Origin of the sequence: Klebsiella grimontii (genome assembly GCF_900200035.1) — a bacterium.
Lineage (GTDB): Bacteria > Pseudomonadota > Gammaproteobacteria > Enterobacterales > Enterobacteriaceae > Klebsiella > Klebsiella grimontii.
Genome location: NZ_FZTC01000012.1, coordinates 22,831 through 47,707, shown reverse-complemented (window position 1 = coordinate 47,707; position 24,877 = coordinate 22,831). Strand labels below are relative to the sequence as shown.

Annotated in this window: 22 protein-coding genes, 1 other RNA gene and 1 pseudogene; 9 read left to right on the top strand and 15 right to left on the bottom strand. The window is 43.4% G+C overall.

The window, feature by feature from the left end; translation table 11 throughout:
• The first annotated feature begins 160 nt into the window (after window positions 1–160).
• Together KOSB73_RS04500 and KOSB73_RS04495 are read left to right on the top strand one after the other, a co-directional pair.
• Window positions 161–565 (top strand): hypothetical protein, encoded by a 405-nt coding sequence (locus KOSB73_RS04500; protein ID WP_098140301.1) that lies wholly within the window; start codon window positions 161–163, stop codon window positions 563–565.
• A 248-nt stretch (window positions 566–813) separates the two neighbouring features.
• The gene (locus KOSB73_RS04495) at window positions 814–2,166 is read left to right on the top strand and encodes an FKBP-type peptidyl-prolyl cis-trans isomerase N-terminal domain-containing protein (protein ID WP_224253837.1); all 1,353 of its coding nucleotides are present in this window, start codon (window positions 814–816) and stop codon (window positions 2,164–2,166) included.
• A gap of 203 nt (window positions 2,167–2,369) precedes the next feature.
• Here the strand turns inward: KOSB73_RS04495 and KOSB73_RS04490 are convergent.
• The 5 genes and pseudogenes from KOSB73_RS04490 to KOSB73_RS04470 all read right to left on the bottom strand — a co-directional run.
• Window positions 2,370–2,573, bottom strand: a pseudogene (locus tag KOSB73_RS04490) (integrase arm-type DNA-binding domain-containing protein); the annotation flags it as partial.
• A 383-nt stretch (window positions 2,574–2,956) separates the two neighbouring features.
• Window positions 2,957–3,277, bottom strand: coding sequence for a TA system toxin CbtA family protein (locus tag KOSB73_RS04485; protein ID WP_098140274.1), 321 nt, complete (start codon window positions 3,275–3,277; stop codon window positions 2,957–2,959).
• A gap of 24 nt (window positions 3,278–3,301) precedes the next feature.
• Window positions 3,302–3,628 carry a type IV toxin-antitoxin system YeeU family antitoxin gene (locus tag KOSB73_RS04480; RefSeq protein WP_098140273.1) on the bottom strand — a complete coding sequence of 109 codons (327 nt, stop codon included), beginning with the start codon at window positions 3,626–3,628 and terminating at the stop codon, window positions 3,302–3,304.
• 41 nt (window positions 3,629–3,669) lie between these two features.
• Complete coding sequence (gene radC / locus KOSB73_RS04475) at window positions 3,670–4,143, bottom strand: RadC family protein (protein ID WP_098140272.1); 474 nt, start codon at window positions 4,141–4,143, stop codon at window positions 3,670–3,672.
• Window positions 4,144–4,200: 57 nt separating this feature from the next.
• Window positions 4,201–5,019, bottom strand: a complete 819-nt coding sequence (locus KOSB73_RS04470) for a DUF932 domain-containing protein (protein WP_098140271.1) — start codon at window positions 5,017–5,019, stop codon at window positions 4,201–4,203.
• Window positions 5,020–5,463: 444 nt separating this feature from the next.
• Here KOSB73_RS04470 and KOSB73_RS04465 point away from each other — a divergent pair, with 444 nt between their 5' ends.
• From KOSB73_RS04465 to KOSB73_RS04450, 4 genes are all read left to right on the top strand, one after another.
• A complete protein-coding gene (locus KOSB73_RS04465) occupies window positions 5,464–6,114 on the top strand; it encodes an inovirus Gp2 family protein (RefSeq protein WP_098140270.1) in 651 nt (216 codons plus the stop codon).
• Window positions 6,115–6,278: 164 nt separating this feature from the next.
• Window positions 6,279–7,703: a YfjI family protein gene (locus tag KOSB73_RS04460; protein WP_098140269.1), complete on the top strand. Its 1,425-nt coding sequence runs from the start codon at window positions 6,279–6,281 to the stop codon at window positions 7,701–7,703.
• 339 nt (window positions 7,704–8,042) lie between these two features.
• Window positions 8,043–8,762, top strand: coding sequence for a hypothetical protein (locus KOSB73_RS04455; protein WP_098140268.1), 720 nt, complete (start codon window positions 8,043–8,045; stop codon window positions 8,760–8,762).
• A gap of 79 nt (window positions 8,763–8,841) precedes the next feature.
• Window positions 8,842–10,011: a DUF6602 domain-containing protein gene (locus KOSB73_RS04450; protein ID WP_098140267.1), complete on the top strand. Its 1,170-nt coding sequence runs from the start codon at window positions 8,842–8,844 to the stop codon at window positions 10,009–10,011.
• Window positions 10,012–10,604: 593 nt separating this feature from the next.
• Here KOSB73_RS04450 and KOSB73_RS04445 read toward each other — a convergent pair.
• From KOSB73_RS04445 to KOSB73_RS04420, 5 genes are all read right to left on the bottom strand, one after another.
• A complete protein-coding gene (locus KOSB73_RS04445) occupies window positions 10,605–15,182 on the bottom strand; it encodes an AAA family ATPase (protein WP_098140266.1) in 4,578 nt (1,525 codons plus the stop codon).
• A 370-nt stretch (window positions 15,183–15,552) separates the two neighbouring features.
• Window positions 15,553–16,434 (bottom strand): hypothetical protein, encoded by an 882-nt coding sequence (locus KOSB73_RS31000; protein WP_207762610.1) that lies wholly within the window; start codon window positions 16,432–16,434, stop codon window positions 15,553–15,555.
• A 36-nt stretch (window positions 16,435–16,470) separates the two neighbouring features.
• Complete coding sequence (locus tag KOSB73_RS04435; RefSeq protein ID WP_098140265.1) at window positions 16,471–16,785, bottom strand: hypothetical protein; 315 nt, start codon at window positions 16,783–16,785, stop codon at window positions 16,471–16,473.
• Between the two features lie 52 nt (window positions 16,786–16,837).
• Window positions 16,838–17,128: a hypothetical protein gene (locus tag KOSB73_RS04430; RefSeq protein WP_098140264.1), complete on the bottom strand. Its 291-nt coding sequence runs from the start codon at window positions 17,126–17,128 to the stop codon at window positions 16,838–16,840.
• Window positions 17,129–17,999: 871 nt separating this feature from the next.
• Window positions 18,000–18,212: a helix-turn-helix transcriptional regulator gene (locus KOSB73_RS04420; protein ID WP_098140262.1), complete on the bottom strand. Its 213-nt coding sequence runs from the start codon at window positions 18,210–18,212 to the stop codon at window positions 18,000–18,002.
• 123 nt (window positions 18,213–18,335) lie between these two features.
• Here KOSB73_RS04420 and KOSB73_RS04415 point away from each other — a divergent pair, with 123 nt between their 5' ends.
• Window positions 18,336–19,283, top strand: a complete 948-nt coding sequence (locus KOSB73_RS04415) for a hypothetical protein (protein ID WP_098140261.1) — start codon at window positions 18,336–18,338, stop codon at window positions 19,281–19,283.
• Between the two features lie 57 nt (window positions 19,284–19,340).
• Here the strand turns inward: KOSB73_RS04415 and KOSB73_RS04410 are convergent, their stop codons facing one another.
• The 3 genes from KOSB73_RS04410 to smpB all read right to left on the bottom strand — a co-directional run bounded on the left by KOSB73_RS04410 (window position 19,341) and on the right by smpB (window position 21,777).
• Window positions 19,341–20,582, bottom strand: coding sequence for an integrase (locus KOSB73_RS04410; protein WP_098140260.1), 1,242 nt, complete (start codon window positions 20,580–20,582; stop codon window positions 19,341–19,343).
• 204 nt (window positions 20,583–20,786) lie between these two features.
• Window positions 20,787–21,150: a transfer-messenger RNA gene (gene ssrA / locus KOSB73_RS04405) on the bottom strand.
• Between the two features lie 144 nt (window positions 21,151–21,294).
• A complete protein-coding gene (gene smpB, locus KOSB73_RS04400) occupies window positions 21,295–21,777 on the bottom strand; it encodes an SsrA-binding protein SmpB (protein WP_004104655.1) in 483 nt (160 codons plus the stop codon).
• 149 nt (window positions 21,778–21,926) lie between these two features.
• On the opposite strand from smpB, the gene KOSB73_RS04395 reads away from it, so the two are divergent.
• Entirely contained in the window at window positions 21,927–22,364 is a 438-nt protein-coding gene (locus KOSB73_RS04395; RefSeq protein WP_004104653.1) for a type II toxin-antitoxin system RatA family toxin, read from the top strand.
• Window positions 22,354–22,644, top strand: a complete 291-nt coding sequence (locus tag KOSB73_RS04390; RefSeq protein WP_024358398.1) for an RnfH family protein — start codon at window positions 22,354–22,356, stop codon at window positions 22,642–22,644. The genes KOSB73_RS04395 and KOSB73_RS04390 overlap by 11 nt, the downstream gene beginning before the upstream one ends.
• Window positions 22,645–22,709: 65 nt before the next feature.
• Here KOSB73_RS04390 and bamE read toward each other — a convergent pair whose 3' ends face one another.
• Entirely contained in the window at window positions 22,710–23,051 is a 342-nt protein-coding gene (gene bamE, locus KOSB73_RS04385) for an outer membrane protein assembly factor BamE (protein ID WP_004123807.1), read from the bottom strand.
• A 147-nt stretch (window positions 23,052–23,198) separates the two neighbouring features.
• Window positions 23,199–24,860 (bottom strand): DNA repair protein RecN, encoded by a 1,662-nt coding sequence (gene recN / locus KOSB73_RS04380; protein WP_064343108.1) that lies wholly within the window; start codon window positions 24,858–24,860, stop codon window positions 23,199–23,201.
• Window positions 24,861–24,877: the final 17 nt, after the last annotated feature.

Below are 24,877 nucleotides of genomic sequence, written 5' to 3'. Positions count from 1 at the left end.
ACCAGGATAATTCCCATCTATTAATTGGTTAAAAAATAGCCTTTTTGTGTGTTTTTTCTGAATTAATGGCAAATCTAACGCCTGGCGTTGTTTGTTAAAATTTTTTCTGCTGGAATCGATAAATATATTTTTTGAACTTTTTTTTCTAATGGATGGGAAAATGATAAGAAATAGATTATTAGCATTGGTGTGCATTTCTGTCGGTTTATTACAGGGGTGCGCTAATGTTAAAAAACCACAGAGCGCGCTAATAAAAAAAGATGTGATGCAAAATGAACAGCCGGCTCAGATTCCTGCCTTACAGCAGTGTATCCAGGATGTTGATGCTTTAGTTAAGCTCGATAAAAAGTTTCAGCAGGATTCAAACGAGCTGTATGGTTTAATCAACGACGCTAAGTTTTATGCTTCTGTTTCAAGCCAAACGTCGGCCAGCGTAAAGTCAACGATTACTCCACTTTTTGAATACAAGATAAATGATAAGTGTAATAGTATTTCGCAGAAATTAATTAAAGAGTTCGAAAGCCGGGCAAGAAAAGCCGAACTTAAGAATGGGCTGGCCAGATGATGTACCATAAGGGGGAATTGAATATATATAATCTTCGCGGTCTTGCGATTTTATTGTCTCTCTTTACCCTTATTATGATGTCTCCCGCTCGTGCTGAGAGAGGAGATTTCCTTGATAATATATCGAAACTCGAAATCAACAATCCGCCGGCCTCAGATGCCGCCAGCGGGGAGTCGGCGTCGGCTAATCAACATAACGATAGCCGTGATGAAAAAGCACCGCAAAAGCAGGACGTCGTCAGAAAGAGAGTGAATCAGACGAAAACTGAAAGTACGCTTAGCGCTTTGCGGAAAAAGAATGCGGAGCTGAGCGCTGCGGCCAAAGCGGCGGAGAAAAAGCTCGATGAAACGACGCGCCAGCTGTCGGCGCAGATTGCCGCGCTGAAAGCGCAGCGTGGGCAGCAAGAGAGCGGCGCTCCTGCCGCCGCTAGCGCGCTGATGAAGAAAAACGCCGAGCTGACCGCCGCCGCCGACGCGGCGCAAAAAAAGCTGGATGACACGACCCGCGACCTGTCGGCGCAAATTAGCGCATTGAAGGCTCAGTATGCGCAGCGCGAAAGCGGGCAGAAAACCGCGCTTGATGCGCTAACGAAAAAGAACGCCGAGCTGGCCGCTGCTGCTGCTGCCGCGCAGAAAAAGCTCGATGACACGACCCGCACGATGTCGGTGCAAATCGCCGCGCTGCAAACCCAGAAGGAGCAGGGGGAGAGCCTGCAAAAAACCACCATTGATACGCTGATGGGAAAGAATCTGGAACTTCGCGCAGCAGCAACCGCGGCGCAGAAAAAGCTGGATGAGACCACCCGCACGCTATCGGCGCAGATTGCCGCGCTGAAAACTGAGAACACGCAGGGCGAAAGCCAGCAAAAAACCGCTCTTGACGCGCTGTCGAAAAAGAACGCTGAGCTCATCGCGGCGGCTGAAACGGCGCAGAAAAAATATGATGCTTCAGTCGCTGCGTTGAATGATAAAAATAAAGAATTACAGTCTACGCTCGATAGCCTGGCCATCAAGCAAAGCGATGTAAACCTGGCGGATAAAAGCAACAAAAATGCCTATGCGCTGGGTGTTTTCTACCTGACTCAGGCGCTATCCGATGTGAATAAAATGGCCGACAATGATGTCAAACTGACACCTTCAGCGTTGGTTTCCGGGTTTAACGATGCCTATAATAAAAAACTTAGAATGCAGGAAAACGAAATTGAAAGCATCGTCAACATGCTTAACGAAAAACTATCGTCTAAGTACGTTGATATGGAAAAAAGAATCATGGCTAAAATCAAAAACAAAAAATATGAGGTTTTGCCTAATGGCGTCTATTTTGTGATTGATAAAAAGGGGAAAGCTCCGTATAAGCAGAATGAGACTTTATCCTTGAATATTCTGGAGAAAAAGTTGGATGGTACGCCGATACTTAATACGATGAATTCAACGATGGTGTACGATAAACAAACCGATCCGCTGCTGGCTAAGGTATTATCATCCGGTTTTAAAGGCGGAACGGTGACGCTGTATGGTCAGGCCGGCTCATTATATAGCACCACGCCGGCTGACGTGAATCCTGATACTTTAATCTCCATCACCTTCGAGTTAATGCCCTAAACGATAAATAGCGAGTTCCGGCCGGATTTACGCATCCGCAAAGTCATTGCCCGTATACGAAATGTTTGCAGTCACGCGCCTGGGACGGATATTGCTTCTGTAACAATCGCCTGGCGGGCAGATTATTACCCAGCGCGCATTTAACCGGTCGCTTCCAACTGCAGTAAATCCATCAGATATATGAGGTTTGAGTCAAAGGCGTTAGGGTAGGCACCGAAGCTCTGTTTGGTTTGTTGTTTGGTCAGAAGTCGGTAGTAGCGGAACTGCCAGAGCTTACTACCGCTGGACTTGATTAATAGGGTAATTCCGTCACCATCATACTGCTGCTAATCATCATATTTAGGTTTGGCGGCTTTGGTTTCCGTATCAGTTAACGGCTTGGTTTTCTTGCCATGGGGAGTCTCCATGCGTTTAGGCCCAACGAAAACAATAGAGCTTTGCGTTGGGCCTACCAATGGGATTAAAAGGTTCAGATTTAATTAGTTGGCATCAGACTTCGCGGGACAAATTCAAGGCACAAAAAAGCCCGCAGGGCTTGCGCCGTGCGGGCTCTTAGGACTTCATCGGATGACTCTGGTAATCACCAATGGAGAATTTTGGTGGGCTGGCGGAGTCTGAATTGGTCTTTTAATTCATTGTTTTATTTAGCTTTATTAGCGGTTCGGCTTTTCTAAGGGGCCTATTAAGGGGCCTAAAAATAAAACCATCCCTGAGAGCATTGTGATAAAGCCATTGGTGGTAGCGGTAGGGCAGGATTCTTATGATTAACAGTACATATAAGTAATGCTTGTTATGGCTGTTTTATTAGGCCTGTAGCTTTTCTGGCTCTCAGTAGATCAAGTTGAGTAATGAACGGCGATTTCTCCTGAGTGCTGAAGCTAACACAATCTGTTCGTTCCAGTTCATATTTCTCAACTATAAAGTTTAACGCGTCAGCCAGCGGTATCGCTGCATCAATATGGTGCTGGATAACGTTCTCATCACTGAAAGGCGTGTCGTCCAGCGTCAGGCCATAGTGTTGCTCCAGCAGGTGTGTAAGTAGCGTTTGCCAGACAAGCACAGGTGGCAGGCATGGCTTCGCCACCCGCTGATTTGCAGGAAGAGTTTTCATATAGTTTCTCGTTGGAAAATGAAATTAACGTTGAGTGGGATAAATCGCTATATAAACGTAGCCGTGCGAACCGAGGGTATCCGCTTCACAGGTCAGTTCGTTGTGGTACAGCGTTACACAATGTGCATGGCGGGGGTTAAGCTCACCAGAAAGCAGCATCAGCTCCATCTGTTCAATAAAGTGCGGAAATGCGGTATTCAGTTGGTTGCACTCTTCCTCATTGAAAGCACCAGTTATCCCGGCACGGTCAGCTAAATAATGTAGCCAGTTGCCTTCCTGTACCAGCCTTGCGCTAAAGCGAGGTATTGCCTCGCACAGAAGCCCCCATTCAGGGTTATCGTGTTTTTCCATAAAGATTCCTGTTCAGTGCAGATAAATATGTGGGGTTGAAGCTACAGCCAGCCCATCTCAGCAAAAGACAACGTATCGCCATCACCGATAATGAAATGATCCAGTACCCGTACTTCTACCAGATTCAGGGCATTTACGATCCGGTCAGTTATAGTGCGGTCTGCTTTGCTGGCATCTGTAACGCCTGACGGATGGTTATGGGCGAGGATCACCGCAGCCGCGTTGTGGCGCAGTGCCGATTTAACAACCTCGCGAGGATGTACTTCGGTATTGTTAATCGTGCCGAGGAACAGCGTTTCATGCACCAGCAGACGGTTCTGGTTATCGAGATACAGCGCCATAAATATTTCCCGTTCCTGTCGGGCAAGACGTAGTTGCAGCCAATTTCTAGTGAAGCCGGTGGCAATAAACTGCTCGCCAGGTTGACGCTGGTATTTCTCCAGCAGACGCATTGCGCGGCGTATAATACGCTGTTCATTTATCGGGAAGGCAGAGGTTAAATTAAACTCAGACATGACTACTCCTTTGAAAACAAAACACCACGACAAATGAAGTGGGATAAGCAAAGGGATTTACGATGCAAGTTGCAGCATATTTTCAGCCATTACCCATAACGCCCGATTGAGCTTCAAATCTCCATCGATACCGCTAATGGCGCGGGTTCTGGCGCGTTTACCCTGTGCAGAGCGACCGGATAAGCCACCTTTAATCAGGTTTTCCTGAATACGCTGATAGGTTGTCCAGAGATCCCCGGATTCATCCTGCCAGCGTCGGGGAGCCAGTAGCTGTGTTTCGGTAACAGGTTGATGATCTTCACCAAAACGGTACGTCAGCGCCGCTTTAGCCAGTGCCTGTTGTGCTGGTGGCGGTAACATTAGCGACTGCATGGCATCGCGCTTTTCTTCAACCTTATCGAAAATGCCAAGCACCTCATAAGCCCCTTCAATTACCCTTTCAACAACGTTGCCTTTATGCGGTACGCGAACTTCGCCAAAAGACTCACCGCAAACTAACCCGTTGCAACAAATAGCTCTGAACAAGCCCGGCAGCATCTGATAGCTACTGGAACCATCATGGCTGTTCAGCAGAATAATTTCCGGCACCTGTTTACCCGTAATTTGCCCCTCGCGGCGCAAGCGCAGCATGTGTTTCGTATGTTCACGTTTTGATACGTCACGAACGTGAGTCTGACAGGCAAAAAAAGGCCGGAAGCCTTCCCGCTGAAGATTATCAAGCAAAGTAATAGTGGGGATGTAGGTATAACGGTCACTGCGGGATTCGTGTTTATCTTCACTGAAAACGCTGGGAACATGGCGCATCAGTTCTTCATGGGTTAATGGGCGGTCACGACGGATCTGGTTTACCCGACCAAAGCGGCTGGCTAATCTCATGGATAATTCCTTATCAGGGGATATAAATAAAAAGACCATGCACCATTTTGGCGCATGGTCTTTCGTTTAGTTACGAAAATAAAATGGCTGTTTTTAGATTCAGATGAAACAACTGAAATAGTTTTAACTATTCACGGTGATAATATTTGGCTATTTTAAAGTGTGTGTTAAATGCTGGTCTGTAATAGTCAGTGTCAATCTGATAAAATAACTTCAGAGTTGGTATTATATGTAATAACACAATAAGTTCTCGATTTCAGATAAAACCTTCTTCTATTGCAGTTTGTTTTTTTAAAGCATTCATCATGTCGGAATGGTTTTATAATAATATAGTATAACCAAAAATAAGGTTAATAATACAGAGGGTTAGATTTAATGAAAAGGATAAATGTTATAGGCGAACATAGCGTACTTATCACTGAGAGATTAACTCAGGAAAACATCATGAATGAAAAGATAACTAACGATTATCTGGTAAAAGATAAACATGCTGAATGGACTGAAAATAAACGATACAAACAGAGGATAAAGGACACGCTTAATAAAGCACTTAAAGAGCACCCAAGAACACTGGTGTTAAAAATAGAACTTTGTATTCCAGATGCTATCTATAACCCAGATTCAACGCTGATGACCAGATTTATTGCATCCCTTGATGCGCAGATAGCAGCAGATATACAAAAACGCAGTAATAATGGGGTACGTGTTCATCCATGTACTTTACGTTTTGTATGGGTAAGGGAGTTCCATCAGGATGGGCGCAAACACTACCACGTGGCTTTATTTATTAATAAAGATACTTATGCTTTTCCTGGGACGTACTATCCTGATAAAAAAGGTAAGTATACGCATAATTTATCTCTGATGATTATGGACGCCTGGATAAGAACACTGAGACTCGATAAGGATGTCGATTATCAGAAACATTACTGGCTCATCAACTTTGCAGATAACTTTTACTTCCACCTCAATAAGAATCAGCTAAGTTTTATTTCAAGCTATCCATTAGTTCTCGATAGATTGCGTTATCTCGCTAAAAATATCACAAAAGACTATTCGGATGGGCAGCGTAGTTTTGGTTGTAGTCAATACTGATAGGATTATATAAAATTCGAGACGTCAGTAGGCTGGAAATTATAATATGAAACTAATTAAGTCCGAAGAAATCTAATTGAAGGTTATGCCCTTCTCAAAGTAAAAAAATAAAAGTAAGTTGCTCCTGTCGCTTTTTATGTCGATTAATTGAACAGGAGATTAATATGTATAATACCTCTGTAAATAGTGAATATCCACTACAACATTTCCCCAGACAACTCAACAACGCTGTGCAAGCCATTTACGACAGAACGCAGGCACCAGTCGAGTTGATCATGGGAACATGTCTGAGTGCTATGTCACTGGCATCTCAGGCTCTGGTGGCGTTTCAGTATCAGGATGAACGAAGAAGTCCTGTCTCCCTGTATAACGTGATTATCGCAGAATCAGGAGAACGAAAAACGGCGGTTTTCAACCAGGTCATGAAGCCCATACTGAAGTTTGAAAAGCAGTCTTTGAAAGCGTATTCCGACAAGGTCAAGGAGTATGAGGCCAACTTGTTGGGCTGGCAGGCAATCAATAAATCAATACTTAATCTTATCAGAAGGAAGGAAGAACAAGGGAAAGACAATACCTGTGAGCAAGAAAGGCTTCGGGAGCATTACCTGGAGAAACCAGTGCCACCTAAATTACCTAAGCTGATTTACAACGATGCAACCCATGAGGCCATACTCAAAGGTCTATCAGAAAACATTGGGTCTGCTGGACTGGTATCTGATGAAGGTGGTGGAGTATTAAACGGAAGAGCGATGAGTAATTCCCCGTTATTTAATCAATTGTGGGATGGTGTTCCTTTTGACGTTGAACGCAAGGACCATCGCTTGATTATCGATGACAGCCGCTTTGTTATTCTTGTTTTAACACAGTTAAATGAATTGAATGGTTTTCTCAAAAAAAGAGGTGAGCGTGCCATTGGCAATGGATTTTTTGCTCGATGCTTGTGGTCAGTCACAACAACCACTCAAGGACAGCGTCAGCAATCTTCCGGGATAAAGTGTGATAACCTAAATCTAGATAAATTCCATCAACGAATTAGCGAACTATTAGAATTAACTATCAGCAATGCATCACCGAGGACACTTTGTTTTTCACCCGAGGCAGAGAAAAAATTTTCTATCTTTCAGAATGAAATTGAAAATCTAATAGTCGTAGACAGAAATAAACATTCAGCCTTAGCAGGAATACTTTCTAAAATTCCAGAGAATGCGGTCAGAATGGCAACGCTGATTCATTTCTTTTATGAGTTTGAAGGTGATGAAATAGGTCAGGGTACGCTTGAACATATCATTCAGGCTATTAAGTATTATTATAATCAGGTCGTTAAAGTACTCACGGTACGAATGGATAAAGGAGAAGAAGATGCAAGGAATCTCTATCAATGGTTATTGAATGGACCGATAAATCAAAGAGGCATGTGTACCCGAGTCGCTAAAACACATGTCAGACGCTATGCTCCATATCAGCTTAGAGATGGTGTGCGTTTTAATAAGGCTTTAAAGATTCTAGAGGAGTATGGGAATATTACTATTTGCAAGGAGAGGAATGTAAATGGGAGTGTTCATCAGATCATAGAGATAAATCGGAGTTGATTTTTTCAGGGAGTTGGAAGCTGCTATTTACTGCTATTAATAGCAGTAAATAGCAGGGAGGATTGGAATTTGGGAATTAAAGCAGAGACTGTAATTTAAATTGTGTATCTGCCTGTTTTTGATATGTTCAGTTCAACAACGAAACAGGTAAATTATGAACGAAAAGAAACTCAAGGCACTGGCGGCTGTGACCAGCCCCCCAGTATTAGATACAACCGTCAGCAGGCCGAGCAAACCGAAAAATGCATCGATACTGGCTGATATTGTATAGCAAAACTGCTACTGGCTTTGGCATAATGCTCATATTCGATAGATAACATATAGAGAAAGACTATCACTATGGATTACAGGCAACAGCTAGACCATGAGCTTACAAAACTCATCTCCTACCATGAAAAGGAATACGCTAATTACGTTAGCGATGATGATAACTTGGGGACTGATCTTGATAACGACTTTGAGACACAAGAGCAAAACGAAGAACCTCATTATTCAGTATGGTCATCCGAACATTTCATAGAAAAAATTAAGCCAATGGCTATGGTTTTGCACGATTACGATATCGTAGGTAAATGCGAAATCCTGTTGGCTATCATAACTAAAATACAACAGGCCGAAGAAAAGGCAATGAAAGAGAGAGATAATTATATAGATTCTCTCTATCAGTTTGATCACAAAACGTACTTGGAAAATAAGCTATTTTTTTCTGCATCCGATATTGGATGTTACTTCGGTTACATATCTGCACAAGAAGTAAATAAAAAACTGATCGAGGCCGGATTACAGGTACGTACAAACGAAGGTCTTATACCCACTACTCAGGGGCAACCTTACCACTTAAAAACGGTGTACACTCCTGCTGGTTCAAAAACTTGCCGCTGGGATAAAGCTATCGTACATGTGCTGGCGATGCATCTTGGAACAGAGCCAGGATTGGGTATCTACAATCCGTTTCTCATTATGTTGATATTCATTTTTAGCCCTAGCTTCCATTTTCATGAAGAAATAATTGGATTACACATTGAAAATGGCTATGATGAAATAATTAGAGGAGTATAATTTTGTTTTTGAGAGAATCAATATTTTTAATTTTTGATAGCTGTATGAAATACTTTCATCGAAATTTATGGAGTTATACATGGACATACGAAAAATATTTGAAGCTATAAGCTTGGAGTTATCAGCTAAATTCCAAAAGACAATTCAAATAAAACATAATGGCGGTAAAGGTGATAATAGAGAAGATGCCTTTGTAGGTTTTCTCAAAGAATATCTTCCCGGAAAGTATGGTATAGGACGAGGTGAAGTTATTTCACCTGAAAATGAAATAAGTGGAGAGTTAGATATTGTGATTTTTGACAAGGATCACTGCCCATTATTTTTAAAATCTGACTCCCATTCTATATATCCCAGGGAAAGTGTCTTTGGGGCAATTAGCATGAAATCTCATCTTGATAGCGAAGAGTTAAGAGATGCATATAAAAACATTGCAAGTTTGAAAAAAATGGTTCCCACAAAAGGCTTTTCTAATTCGCCATCACCAGGCATGAGAGTAGGTTTGCACCCAGTAGTTCCTGTAACTGCAATATTTGCCTATGCATCGAACAGAAGTCTCGAAGCTATTGCTAAACAAGTCAAGGAGTTAGATAGGGAGTTAGATGATATTAATCTGAGACCGGATTTCGTTGTAGTTCTCGGTTTAGGGATTGTAGGGCCTAATAGCCGGATTAGAAAAGATTTCAATCAGTATGATTTACCACAAGAATATAATGATCTTTCGTACTCGAGATCAACAGGTAGGCATACCCTTCTGCGTTTTTATATGCAATATCTTGATGAGTTAAATACAATAACTCAACCTAACCTTAATCTTCGTTCATATTTTGATATGCCTTCAAGGGTCGGTGAATACAAAGTTAGAAAACATGACAAATTAATAATGAAACATGAAGATAAGGAGATGGAGGTAGTTAAACGCCTAACATTGTCAGCCATCGATAGAATTGTTAAAGATTCAAAAATGGTTACATTAGAACAACATTATAAAAATTATTTTGGCGCAATTCCATTGGGTTCGGAAAAAATAGATGATCTATCAAGGGTTATATATGAATACAATCCAAAGAACAAACCACCACTTAAAATAATTTGGGATGATGATAACAGTCCTACTGGTGATGTAAATACATTTCAAGCATTTTATATTGAGATTGATAGTAATCAATATGCTATTGATTCAGAAAGTATTAATAATGATGACTTTGAAGATAACCCCGACTTCACAGTTGATGAATTAATGTCTAATTGATGTACGATAAACGTAATCCTTTGAGATATTTTAGCTCTATTCCTCGTTTCAATGTAGTGGTTTCATCCGAAGTTAATGTTTGGCAAAGGTAGTCAGACTCGAGGGTATAGCGAGCAGCAGAATTATGAACATTCTTGAGAGTGTTCATTTTTTTGTTACTCCAAGCCCTGCCAAATTTTAACTAGGCATCAGCAGATTGATGAAGTAATATCTGTAGTAATAGCTTTTTTTGAACTAATTAATTGATCTCTATGAAGATCCTCTATCATCCTTTCCTGACAGAGAATTGCGAGAATTCCATCGGCAATATTTTTCAGTGCACTATATTTTCCTATAGGCAATCCGCCCTTATATAGTTAATCAGTTCTGCTTTTATCAACAACTCCTTTTCACGTTATTCCGCTAAATCATGTTTTAAAAGTGAATATTGCTACTAATGTGACTCTACTACGATCCAGTCCTGTTAACTTCCGCTCCTGGCACTGAGCTGCCTGTCAGATTAGGTTTAGATCTGTGCCATAGCTGTGTTAGGTAAAATCTGAGCTAATACAATTTACAGGTGTATATTTGAGTTCTAATATGCACCATTAACATCATGGTCGCTCCGCCGCCTTTAACCAATCTGCTACACCTTCTACACCTAGAGCAAGAAGTATGTCTTGTACTGCCACTACGCGTTCTAACATTATTCCTTGATCTGATTCTTCGCGTTCTTCTGCTTCAGCGAAAAGTCGGGTCATCAACTGAGTAAGGCTGTTATGGTGATCATACAGATATTGTCTGCTATGACGGGAAAAGGTTAGATATTTTTCCGTGGCTGACAAGGCTAGTTCTGGATCGTGTAGTGAAATTGCATTAAGCCATTCATGAAACCTATAGAACTGATATTGTTTGCTCTCATCAGTGTTACTATTATTTTTAAAAACAGAAAAACAGAGATCTACTATTTCTAATGGTACATAGATTACTCCTTCGCTATCATCAAATATATGATCTAATTGCTTCGCTACCTCGATGGCGTGTGGACTATTTGTTTTTAAACCTGCTTCAATTCCTTTTAGGCACTGCTCATTATGTTGACGAATATTTTCTCTATTTGTCCAAACATGAGCCGCACCCAACCAGGCTTCTTTTTTGTCTAAAGTATTCAGGTCTTTTATGAATTTATCAAAATTAGTATGTCCTGTCATTGCTGATAAAGCCGAAATACGACCCCATGTTTCAACATCCTTATCATCTCCATCATTGTATATACTAACCAATAATGGTTGAACAATTTCAAAATGAGCATGGTAAGAATAATAAAGACATCTCTCAGCGACACTCCAAAGACCACTAAAATCTTTTATCGCTAAGTGGAACAAATTCCAGCCAAGATCAAAAGACTTGCTTTGCATAAATGGTAAATGCTGCAAAACTAAAGCACGAATAGCAGGATGCTCATCGCCAGCAAACCGTTTTAACGTAGGAACTAGCAATTTTGGTAGTTTTTTTCCTTGCTCTAAAAAATTATTTGCCAGAATCATCAAGGCTTCGGTGATGTCCCCTTTCACCATATTAATTCCAAGTGCAATCAAATCAACAGAATCTCCCTCAATTGGGTCGACCTCATTAAGTCCTGCAAAGCCAATAGTCAGGAAGATTAGTCGTTCTGCCTCTTGTATGTCTTGTATGACATTGGCGCAGGCTTCTAGCGCTTTAGCTGCAAAGGCATTGCATCGCCAATGTCTTTGATGTCTTTCCAATTCATCCAGAATCTTGCTTGCAAGAAGTGATGCATTAGGTTCTTCAAGAGGCTCCCATGTTTTATTGGGATTTAAATTTCCATAGCGATATGCCAGATAATTCGCAACTCCACTCATTATGTTATCGCGGAATTTTATTGAAATATCAATCCAGTAGCTGGATAAAAAGTTAAGGAAGCGTAAGGGCTGGCGTGACGATGCCTCCCGCAATTCCCCGCCCACTTCTTCTTCTCCTCCAATAAGAAAGTCATCCCATTCTCGTTGAGTATGTCCAGCATAATGAGATAGCAGTTTCAGTATCGCCTTGTTGCTGACACCTATAAAAACATCATATGAGAAGGGGGCTCTAACCCAACCACCTTGTGAATGGATATGAGGCTCACGTGTGAACGTCCCAGTTATTTTTTCATATTCATCCAATCTTTTCTGTAATTCACTGGAACGTAGATAGCAAGGTATCGATACAATAAATTCAGCTTGCGCCCTTAATTTCCATAATCTAGGCTTACCGGAAACATATTCATTTCTAATGGTTAATATATTATCCATGATTGAATCTTGAACCCGGGTAGGTAGGGAATTAAATGCCGACTGTATTAACTTACCTAGTTCAAAAGAAAGCTTGAACTCTAGCATATCGTGATCGCATAACATACGACCTATTAAATCAATATTAGCGTCAGGTGCAATCGTACAGGCAATAATACCGAAGTAGAGTAATGCACCTTCGTGGTTAAAACAAAGACGTTCACGGTTTTTTCTCCACCAGTCTGAATTTTTTATTGCGTGATGAATAATACCTGCCTCAACAGCATTAAATAATGCCTCTGTACTGTCTGTATGGTACATATCTCGCTGGCTATGAGTAGTTTCGTAAGAGGTTTTGTTTAGAAACCCATTTCTATAACTTAATCGTGATTTATCGTAACGGGATGTGCGTACTTGGCTCCAGTGCTCAATAGATCCTAAGGCTAAGTCCAGTAAAGCACCGGATTGTTCCATGCGCTGATTTAGAAACTTTTCATTTCCATTCCCAAATTTATGAGGCTGGCAACGTAGTTTGCCATTGAATCTAAATTCTAATACATCCTCATCTTCGATATCGCCCGCAATATAGCTCCAGAGAAAATCATCATCCACAGCTCCTGCTATTACACTGTTTGCAACGACCCAACCAAGAGAATTATGTTCAGAACGTGGCATTTTAAGTAATTTTTCTAATAATGGAATGATAATAGCCATATTCTCAGGATTAATGTCTGACAGTCGCATCGACAGTTGATCCGCAATTCCATTTTCACCAAGCCAATCAAAGTCTAGTACTTCTATCCAAAATGAGACTACGCCACTAGTGTCAATATTGTTCCATTGATTAATACGGTAGGCATGCCTCCTCATCCCCTCGGCATCTTTGATCATTTTTAAATGGGGAATAAGGAAGTCAAGCCAGAAATGATGCCATTCGATAGAACGCCCAGCAGTGTAAATCACCTGGAAAACATCATACTGTTTCTCACGCAAATCGCGAATAAATGGCCAGTCTTCATTCTGGGGTTTTTGTTCTGCAAAAGACTCGGCTATTAGACGTTTAATGTGAAATGCGGTGTTCCCTGTTAATACAGCCCTGAGTTGTTTTCTGAACTCACGGCGTTCTCCCAGCGCTAGTTGAGCGATAAAACTACGTATGCTCGGACGTACAAATGGAACTGGTGATAAATCGCTTATGAAATCATTCAATGTAATGCCATTACGCATAGCCTTACTTATGACAAGTACGTCCAATAAAGTTTGATGACCAAACGTTAGTTTCCCATCTTGAGTTTCCTGTAATACATTAAGGCTACATAGCTTCCTCTGTATATCTTGAGAGGCAGAGAAACGTTGATGTGGCACTACCAGGCTTCGTATGCGCAACATTTCAGAGGCAATCGCCTCAATCGCTTGTATAGCAACATCCCCTAGTTCATCATTAGCAAGCACAATCGTATCAAGATAGCGTTGAGCCAATTCCTGGCTGGTCACGACATTGAAACTGCCGCCTCGTTGGGCCAGTTCGACAAACAGCGCTAACTCTCGGGGATTGCGTATCAACTCGCGTGTAACAGCGTCTATAGTATTAGTTGTAATTCCATGTACATCAAGTAAAGGTGCAATCTCTGTATCCCAATTCAATGGTCGGCACTTTAATTCACAATCCCAATGCCGTTCGGCAATTTGTTTGTCGTAATGTCTGTCGAAGTCGCGGCAAGCGGTAACTATAGTAATATTAGGGATCAAGAGCAGACGGTCGATCTGTGCAAGAAAGTACTGCAAAACCCGATGTTCACGAGCTATAGACAGTACATCTAAAGAATCAATGAGTACTATTACATGAGTGTCTTCAGCCAGTCTTGCTGCTTTTTCTACCCATTGTTGTGCTAAACCCTGAGCTTGGCGCTCCTCTGATGTTGCCAGACTGGCGAATTCGCGTGACTGAATAAATAAAGGGACAATATCTGAACGGCTTATTGCGCGCTTTTCCAATGCTTCTTGTAATGCAAGCATCACACAGGTTTTCCCTGAACCGGGGAGGCCTGTAAGTAGGATTGAACGTGTTTTGGCATCAATCGCAGCTAATAATTCATCCAGAATAGGGTTAGCGAGCCGCTGTCCTGCAATATCTCGTCGCCAGGACCTACCTATAGCAGAAGTACTGGAAAAAGAACGAAGTACTTCTGTAAGATTCATGGGGGGAACTAGCATAGACCCAGCTTGCTGGATAAGGGCATGGAGATCTTTTTTCGTTAAACGATGTTGCGCAGCAGTAGATACACTCGGACCTTCCATACGCGCACCCAACCTATCTAGGCTTACCCAGAGTGCATTGAAAGCAGTGTCTGGGTTACTCACTACACGTCGTAACTGTCCCCGCAGTTCCTGCTCCATCTGATCTAATTCATCAGTAACCACAAAATTTGTTCGACGCAAGAATTCAAATGTTGAAAGCCTTGAGGTAATTTTCGCAAGTTGGCTCGACAAAGTTTCATCCAATTGCTGTTGTGCTTTTCCTAGGCTTAGTCGGTAACTCTTTTCGTCTGGTTGAGAAGAGCTGTGTTCTTTGAGTTTTGCAAGGTCGCCAAAGTTATTTCGGGAAATGAAACGAACATTAGCTGTAGGAGTGTTCGCTAGCAGATGAAAGGCCTTATCCAGCTCATCGCCAAGATCAGCTATCGTCCAGGCCTTAAAATCGGTTTGATTTTTTTTGCATTGACAGACGATCACGCTTCCATCCGCTTTTCCTACGACGACATCATCAACGGAGTAGCTTATCGAATCGACTTCCAGCCATAGAAAGTCTGGATCTGATAAAACCTTCAAGGCCCAATCAAACGCCACTAAGGTTTGATATCCATCACCGCGATTGGAACGTATGCCTGCAATACTCATAAATTATTCCCTTTCGGAGGACACAACATCATCCTGATGCGTAAGCATCACCAAATGTTTTGGGTATGATATTCCCCCTACGGTTATTGTGCCAGAGTGTAAAGTTCGATCTTTGCTGAGAAGGGGCTTCACTACTTAGAAAGGTCTCTAGGGTTATCTCAACTTGAGTGCTTACATGTGTTGTAAAGCAACCTGATCTAAGTATATATAATGATTAATTTGCGGTCTCTACTAGCATTTTTTATTATGAAGTGATGAGGGATTATATGTTTTATTAAATAATAATTAATAGACATCGCTACCTGCCAATGGAGGCAGGTAGCGCACAAGAACGTTCTTAATTTCTCATAACTGATAAATATTTACTGGATTAAATATCCCAAGTAAAACTCGAACTACCTTTATTAGTTTCAATCACAACCTCTTGAGGCCTGCATCTTCCATAATCGCTATCAGTCGTAACCGTAAAGTAGTAAACATCGCTATAATTAAGATCCCAACTGGTTCTTGGAACTTCGTTGTCCTCCGTAATCTGTTTGGCTTTTCTACCATTAACAATACGGTTAAGAGTGTTCTGATCTTGAACTCTTGTGGTATAAGTGATTTTCTTTTCATTAATCAAGCAATGGCCTCTGTTAACGGTAATTTTTTGAATTTTAAGATCGTCAACATTGCTAATTAATTGGTACTTCCAGAAATATACTCTTACTGAACTGTAGTCGCGATACTTCTGAGACACAGATAATTTGAATAAATCTTTGGAGGAGACATTGGTGCTGGCGGTATCAGCGGAATTTTTGACAGCAATAATACCTTTTTCAGTTAGTCCATTCCTTGCTTTAATAGTGTCCGGTTTGCAGTAATTTTTCGCGATGTTATTCCCTTTACTATCGATTTGTGCAAAGGAAGCTGAGATTTTAGAGTTTTCATCAGTGTTATAATCAACAATGATCTTCCCATCGATCTCTTCATCTGTTCCGGTTAGTGTAAAATATGGATATTTCATACCCGGCTCTGTTAATTCTTGCTTAACACCACCTGATGAAACATCGAGTTTAATGACCGAACCGCCTTCATCAGGATCGTCTCCGGGAGCCAAAAATGCGATGTAAACCGTATCGCTGACATGACTAACCATCATCTGATCACCATCATCGAGCGTACATTTTAAATCATACGTTTCATTTGCGAATGAAGAGGTAGCGAATAAAAATCCGGAGAGGAATATAATAGTACTACTTAATTTTTTCATTTTTATCTCCTTTGGGAAAACTCAATTTACGGGGGGCTAATATAATTGTTCTGCAACTGCCAAGGTTCCAAGTAACCAGCCGATTGCCTGTGGCCCAACTGTCCAGAATATTTTTGCTTTAAATATTCCAATAGCACCCTCACGAGTATATATAGCATCAGGCATCAACCACTGCCGAATAAAAGCACCTATTAACATTCCAATTCCAGGGCCAATCGTCAGCCAGAACAAAATTTTTACACCATGCCAAAAACCATAAATCTTTCCTGTTGCTGAAAATAGATTAAAAATTACAATGATCAGTGATAGTACGAATGCGACAATAAAATATTTCATTGCTATATGTTGCATACTTTCATGCCTCTTTTTAATAACTCAAATGTGTCTAATCGAGAGATTCAATTCATTCTTCACGTATACATTGCTGTAAGGAATTTCTCATATTTTGCTGAAAGCCGGAGGGGGGCGCTGTTTGTTGATCGCCAATCGCCTTTAGTAACTTTGGCGGATAAATATCACTCATTTTCTCCCAGGCACAAGCACATACAGAACCGTTACGGGTTGCAATTTTACACCCGGTCATAAATTGTCTTTTCTCTGGCGAATCGCAACCAGTAAGCATCACTGTGATAAGAGCAATAGAGGCAATAAGCCCCTTCCTTGAGTAAATACTTTCTATAAAATTAATGTTCATTTGTAATCCCTTAAAAATTGAATTTTTCCGAATTCTGTTTATGTCATAGCAAACAGCTCATACGCCTACCGATTGATTTTTTCTAACCCTCCCATAAAAATGTTCACAACCTCTTCTATGGCGTTACCACTTGCCTTTGTTTTCCATTTACTCCCTCTCTCTTCGCTGACCAGTCAACACTACAAAAATCCTGAATGGGTTAGCGGTATCCCGTAGGAATAACCTGATTAAAGGCAGGTTTTTGTGATCTTTTCAGGAAGACGAAGATGTGTAAAATTGTTAATACCGATCGAAAATCAAAAATTGATCGTTTATATCAATAGATAAATCCGATCGAAATCAATTTAATAATCAGTATTAACTATTAAAAAGCTTGAACCGATCGACGGCACAGATCAATCAGTGAAGGAGCTTCATAAGAAATGTGAACGTGAAAGATGTATTACTGAGGGAGGAAAAGATAATAAATATTAGTATAATCAGTCGAATGTATGCTCACACTCCCGACATACATACCTGTCAAACAGCACCCCATCCATAGCCGAACCGGTAACAGCTCCGGCAGTTGCTCCAGCGACAAACCTTCCCAATAGAGCACCAATAACCGTTCCTGTAGCTGTTCCCACTACAGGCACAACCGAGCCAATAGCTGCCCCTACTCCTGCGCCACTGAGAGCACCAGCCACGCCTCCGGCAATACCTCCCGTCTTCCTGCCTATATGTCGTTCACTTACACGATCAGAACCGCATTCTGGGCATGTCGTAGTCATTTTCGTTATTCCTGATTAGAGAGTTGAATTGATATTTATCTATTGATTAATTTGACTTTTATCAACGCCCCCTGGGGGAATGCCCCCAGGAGGCTTGGGTTTTAATGTACAGTATTGCAGCGTGACGATAACCAGTGATTCAAATCAGACTCGCGCCAACCAACAGCTTTTTGACCGAGTTGAATCGGTCTGGGGAATGTTGGGTCGTAACGGGGCGATTTAGGATTCATCCAGTCGTAAATGGTGGAGCGCCCGATACCGATTCTCTTTAGAACACCGGGTAAACGTATGATCGTAATTGGTTGTGTGGACATTATAAATTCTCGCATTGGCTAAGGGGTCGTCAGAAGGTACAACAGTATGATTTTTCCGACAATCCATGTGCCTGGAGTACTTTTTTACGGAAGGCACTTCACATTCACTTTTTTGGTAAAGATATGAAAAATAATGAATTTAATTTTTTGGTTGAAGAATTAGATAGAGCGTTTGAGGAGCGCGTAAAGGATGTAGCAACTTCTGGGTATATCTCAGCATCAACCCTGGAAGAGTATCGTGAAGATGCAGAAGAGCTTATTAGGTATTTTATTAATGGAGTATATGTAAGTAATAATGGGAGGCTAACAAACTCCGAAGGTGATTATATAAATGAAAATAATGAAAATATAAATTATGAGGGTATGCGAATAAATAGCAATGGAGAACTTATAGATGATAATGGAAATGTTATAGAATATAAGGGAAGTCAGCAATATAAACGAAGAAGTTTAAAAAAGATGGTCGCCAATTACTCTCAGTTCACAATGCAAGATTATATTCATTATTGGATTGAAAAATTCAATTTCGTTGATTTATTAAAAAGGCAGTATGACATCAATAAAATAGATATTGATGTGTATTTGAGATTATCTTTAATATGTCATAGATGGGGGATGTATAAAAGTAATCTTGACCAGAACGATGAGCAATATGAAGGACGCAAATATTTGTTTGATGCTTTAAATTATATAAGCCTATGGATAGGCGGATGTAAGGTTCTAAATATTAATAGAATGTTCGAGAATAATAAAAGAAGTCTAATTGAGGCTGCTCAGTTGGGAGGGAAAGGTCGAGCTGAGAATTATATCCCGCTAAAGCTAAAAATAGTTGAACTTCTTAAAGAAAAAGTCCCTAAAGGTGGCTGGAAAAGTAAAGCATCGGCTATAAATGCTCTCGAGAATGATATTAATAAGTTTATGGAAAATGAACAGCAAGAATTGGAATCGTATAGACCTGGAAAAAAACTCAAATATTATGCTGCCTGGGATAAAATGCAGAGAAGGATTTCTGACTGGTCAAGAAATGATGAAATGATCAAAGCTGCTTTTAATGAGGTCATAATGAAATAACGCTGTGAATTGACAATTAGAATGATAACCATTAATCCGGTAGCCAAGCGGTGGGGGTTACCCAATAAGGCGTAACCCCTTTTTTCCACCATCAATAATGCTCCCACTATCTGCTGCTTTAATAAAATCGGCCCACCATTGCATCATTGGGCGACGTTGCTCAAGATAATCACTGCGGTTATAGGCGCGTCGTACCTCGTTTTTATCGACATGCGCAAGCGCGGCTTCAATGACATCAGGCGGAAATCCTTGTTCATTAAGGGCGGTACTGGCAATTGAGCGCAATCCATGTGAGACAAGCACACCGCTAAATCCAGCACGTTTGAGCGCAGCATTTACCGTTTGGCTGTTCATAGGCTGTTTCGGTTTTATACGGCTGGGGAAGATAAATTCCCTGTTGCCGCTAAGTGGCTTCATCATTTCCAGGATGGCAAGAGCTTCATCGGACAACGGAATGGTATGATCCCGGTTCATCTTCATTCTGGCTGCTGGAATTTTCCATTCGTTAGCATCAAAGTCTATTTCATCCCAACGAGCTTCAGCGGCTTCGGCAGGGCGGGTAATAGTGAGAAGCTGCCACATAAACAGGCACCGGGTTGACAGATTAATGCTGGCGGTGCGCATAGTCTGCATCAGTTGCGGTAACTGCTCGGGACGAATGCTTGGCATGTTCTTCTTCTGGGGCTTCTCGAAGGCTTTGCCAATATTGACGCTGGGAACAGCATCAATCAGACCTGTGTTCTGCGCGTAAATCATGACTTCATTGATGCGCTGGCAAAGGCGACGGACCGTTTCTAACGCGCCTCTGGCCTGTACCGGTTGTACCGCCTGAACCAATGTATGGGCTTTAATATCTGTAACGCTCACGTCACCAATCGCAGGAAAGACATCTCTCTCAAGAGAACGCCAGATATCCTCTGCGTAGTCTTGGGTCACACTAGCTTTCTTCACATTCCACCAACGTTCAGCTACGAGCTGGAAAGTATTTGTTTTAGCTTCTAGTGAACTGCGCAGTTGTTCTTGCTGATGTTCCTGAGGATCGATTTGTTTCGCTAGAAGAGAACGAGACTCTGCCTGATAGTTTCTGGCATCGGCAAGGGTAACTGCCGGGTAGGGGCCAATGCTCTTCTTCGCACGTTTCTTGGTGACAGGACGAATGTAGCGAAACTGCCAGATTTTACTGCCGCTGGATTTGATGAGTAACTCAAGGCCATCACCATCATAGAGAATGTAGTCCGCTTCCCTGGGTTTAGCGGATTCAATTTCTTTAACGGATAGGGGTTTAGTTTGTCTTGCCATTGCCGGTTTTCCATAGTTTTAGGCACCTCAAAAACAATAAAGCTTTATGAGGTGCCTAACAAGGTGCCTAAAAGGTTCAGATTAAATTAGTTTTCTTGAGATTTTGCGGGACGAATTGAAGATACAAAAAAGCCCGCAGGGCTTGCGCCGTGCGGGCTCTCAGGACTTCATCGGATGACTCTGGTAATCACCGATGGAGAATTTTGGTGGAGCTGGCGGGAGTTGAACCCGCGTCCGAAATTCCTACATCCTCGGTACTACATGCTTAGTCAGTCTTTACATTCGCCTGGCACCTGCGGACAGACACGCCACTACCAGACTAGCCTGATTAGTTTTAACGCTTCAACCCCAGGCAGGGCCTCCACGCGATCTCTTTTGGGTTTGACCTCTCTTTGATCCCCGTCTTAAGAGCGGAAGCTAGGGAGAGAGGGCTCAGAGCAGGTTATTAAGCTGCTAAAGCGTAGTTTTCGTCGTTTGCGACTATTTTTTTGCGGCTTTTTACGAGGCCAACCGCCCCTCGGCATGCACCTTGGGTTTCGCAAATCCCGTCGAATCCAGAATCAGCCCCAATGTGTACGTTGAGTATAACAGATTTATGAATGCGCTTACCAGCCCTCGTTTCGAGGATTATGGCGTCAGGTTGGGTGAAAAATCAGCATCAACAATGATATAGCGTCAGGGTCAGCAAAACTGACCCTGATGGAAAGGGGAATTAACGACCCGCGTGCTTCATAATTCGGGCTTTATCTACCGCCCACTCGCGGTCTTTGATATCGGTACGCTTGTCGTGCTGCTTTTTACCTTTCGCTACGCCGATTTTGACTTTGCACCAGGCGTTCTTCCAGTACAGCGAAAGAGCGACCACAGTGTAACCTTCGCGGTTGATACGCCCGTACAGGGTATCCAGTTCACGCTGGTTGAGCAGGAGCTTGCGGGTACGCGTCGGGTCGCAGACGTAGTGAGTGGAAGCAACGGCCATTGGCGTAAAGTTGGCGCCAAACAGATAGGCTTCGCCATCTTTCAAAATGACATAGCTATCACCTATGTTGGCTTTACCTGCGCGGAGAGATTTTACTTCCCATCCCTGCAGGGCAAGACCAGCCTCGTATTCATCTTCGATAAAGTATTCATGACGGGCGCGTTTATTCAGCGCTATGGTGGCTGATCCAGGTTTGTGGGCTTTTTTCTTAGTCATAATATCCTGAAGTCATCGTCTTAAAACAGTCGTACCTCAATCTTCCCGCGAGGCGTAATGGGCTATCTTAGCACGAGTTGCGGTACAGCGTTTTTTTTAGCAGCAGATAAATGATATTATTTGCACCGTGTTTATATGTGGAACCTGCTATGCCTCAGATTAGCCGTACCGCCCTGGTGCCGTTCAGTGCGGAACAGATGTATCAACTGGTAAATGATGTGAAGTCCTACCCTGATTTTCTGCCGGGCTGTACCGGTAGCCGGGTTTTGGAGCTCGGGCCGACGCAGATGACCGCGGCGGTTGACGTATCCAAAGCGGGTATCAGCAAGACCTTCACAACGCGAAATACGCTGACCAGTAACCAAAGTATTCTCATGAGTCTGGTCGATGGTCCGTTTAAGAAGCTGATTGGCGGTTGGAAATTTATCCCCCTAAGCCCGGAAGCGTGCAAAATTGAGTTTCATCTCGATTTTGAATTCACCAATAAGCTGATTGAAATGGCGTTTGGTCGCATTTTCAAAGAGCTGGCCATGAATATGGTGCAGGCGTTCACGACGCGGGCAAAAGAGGTCTACAGTGCTGGCTAACATCGTCGTTGAAGTAGCCTACGCGCTGCCGGAAAAGCAGTATCTGCAAAGCGTTAAGCTGGAAGAGGGCGCGACGGTCGAGCAGGCGATCGTGGCCAGCGGTCTTCTGGCGCTGCGTGATGATATCGATCTGGCGAAGAACAAGGTGGGTATTTATAGCCGCCCGGCGAAGCTTCAGGATCGGGTCCACGATGGCGATCGGGTAGAGATCTATCGGCCGCTGATTGCAGACCCGAAAGAGCTGCGTCGCCAGCGGGCTGAGAAGAGCGCGGGAAAGTAACCGTTTCGCGCAAAGCTCAGAGATAAAAAAAGCGCTCATTGAGCGCTTTTTGCATATTGATAGCCTTACTCCGCCGTCAGGGCAGGTTTGTTATCAATGTTGGTCAGCACACCGCTGCTGTTGAAGGTCAGGGTAAGCGTCTGTTGGGTAACTTTTTCATGCCCAGGCTGCTGACGGAAAACGTAGAACCAGGTATTGGTGCCAAACGGATCCGACATCATCGGGGTACCAAGAGCATAGGCAACCTGTTGTTGCGTCATGCCGACACGAATTTTTGCTACGTCGGTTGGTGCCAGATAGTTACCCTGGTTGATGTCAGGACGGTAAACCACTCGTTCCAGAGTGGAACAGCCTGCGGTCAACATAAGAAGAACCGCTGCGGCAGCAGTCAGCATTTTACAGCGCATAGTGATTTGATTCCTTTTTGGGCCCGAGCAGTACGTGGCTCATCTGTAATATGCCGATGATAATAGACCTTTGCCCGGTTGGGAACCTTCGGCTGCAGGTCTATCGGCAATTTGCTGTTCACTATGACTCTGTGAAAATCAAAAAGTTTAGGCGGCAAGCAACTCTTTCGCGTTTGCCAGGGTATTACGAGTGACTTCACTACCGCCCAGCAGGCGGGCCAGTTCCTGCAAACGAGCGCGTTTATCCAGAGGGTGCATGTGCGTCTCGGTCATTTCACCGTCCGTTTCCTTGCAGACGAAGAAATGGTGATGTCCACAACCGGCAACCTGCGGTAAGTGGGTGACGCACATCACCTGGGTTGATTCGCCTAATTGACGCAGCAGTTTACCGACGACCGCCGCCGTAGGGCCGCTGATGCCGACATCCACTTCATCGAAAATCAACGCCGGAGTTTCCATCTTACGCGCGGTGATGACCTGAATCGCCAGCGCAATACGTGACAGCTCGCCTCCGGAGGCAACTTTAGCAATCGGCTGCAGCGGCTGACCCGGGTTAGTGGTGACGCGGAATTCGATATGGTCCGCGCCTTCAGCCGTAAGGTGGCGTTCATCAAACGCGACATCAATGCCGAACACACCGTGCGGCATCGAGAGTGAGTGCATACTCTCCGTAATTAGCCGAGTCAATTCATCGGCGCTATTTTGGCGCAGGGTATGCAGCTGCTTTGCCGTATCCAGCGCCAGCTGATGATGCTCAACGACCAGTTGGCTAAGAGATTCCAGAGAACCGGCGCTATCATCCAGCATACGCTGCTCTTCCAGTAGTGATTGGTAAAGGTCAGGAAGCTCTTCGGGCGTGATTTGGTGCTTCCGCGCCAGGGCGATCTGTCGGGAGATACGCTGCTCCAGCTCAAACAGGCGGTTCGGATCGAGATCGAGGCGATCGTGATAATGGCGCAGTTCGTCCGTTGCTTCGCTAAGCTGGATAGACGCCTCTTCAAGCATATCGAGTACCCCGGAGAGGTTACTGTCCATACCTGCCAGCTCGCTGACCAGCTGCTTCGCGGCGTACAGTTGACTCTGCAGGTTGGATTCTTCGCCGTCCGCCAGTACCGTCAGCGCATGCTGGCAGGTCGTCAGCAGCTGACCGCTGTTAGCCAGACGTTTGTACTCTTCGTCAATTTGTTCGAATTCACCCGACTGCGGGTTGAACTCGTTTAGCTCTTTTAATTGATATTGCAGCAGGTCCGCACGGGCTGCGCGCTCCTGGCTTTGCTGCTGATGCTGCGCCAGATCGCGACAGCTTTTATGCCACTGACGATAGCGCTCTGCCATTATCTGAGTAAGCGCATACTCACCGGTATAGCCATCAAGCAGCGTCTTCTGGTGTTCGGGTTTAGTCAGCAGCTGGTGGGCATGCTGGCCGTGGATCTGGATAAGCAGTTGACCCAGATCGCGAAGCTGGGATAAAGGGACAGCCGTGCCGTTAATAAAACCGCGAGAGCGGCCGTCTGCGCTGATGACGCGGCGAAGTAAACACTCACGCCCGTTTTCCAGCTGGTTCTGTTCCAGCCAGCGCTGAGCGGCAGGTGTGTCTTTCAGGGAGAAGCGGGCGCATAGATCAGCCCGGTTGGCGCCTCTGCGCACCATATCGGCTTCCGCCCGACCACCGAGGCACAGCCCCAGCGCGTCGATAGCGATCGATTTACCGGCGCCGGTCTCGCCGGTAATGGCGGTCATACCGCTGTGAAAATCGATTTCAAGCTCACGAACAATAGCAAAATTACTAATAGTGAGTTGTGCCAACATAGCTGCCTTCCTGTATG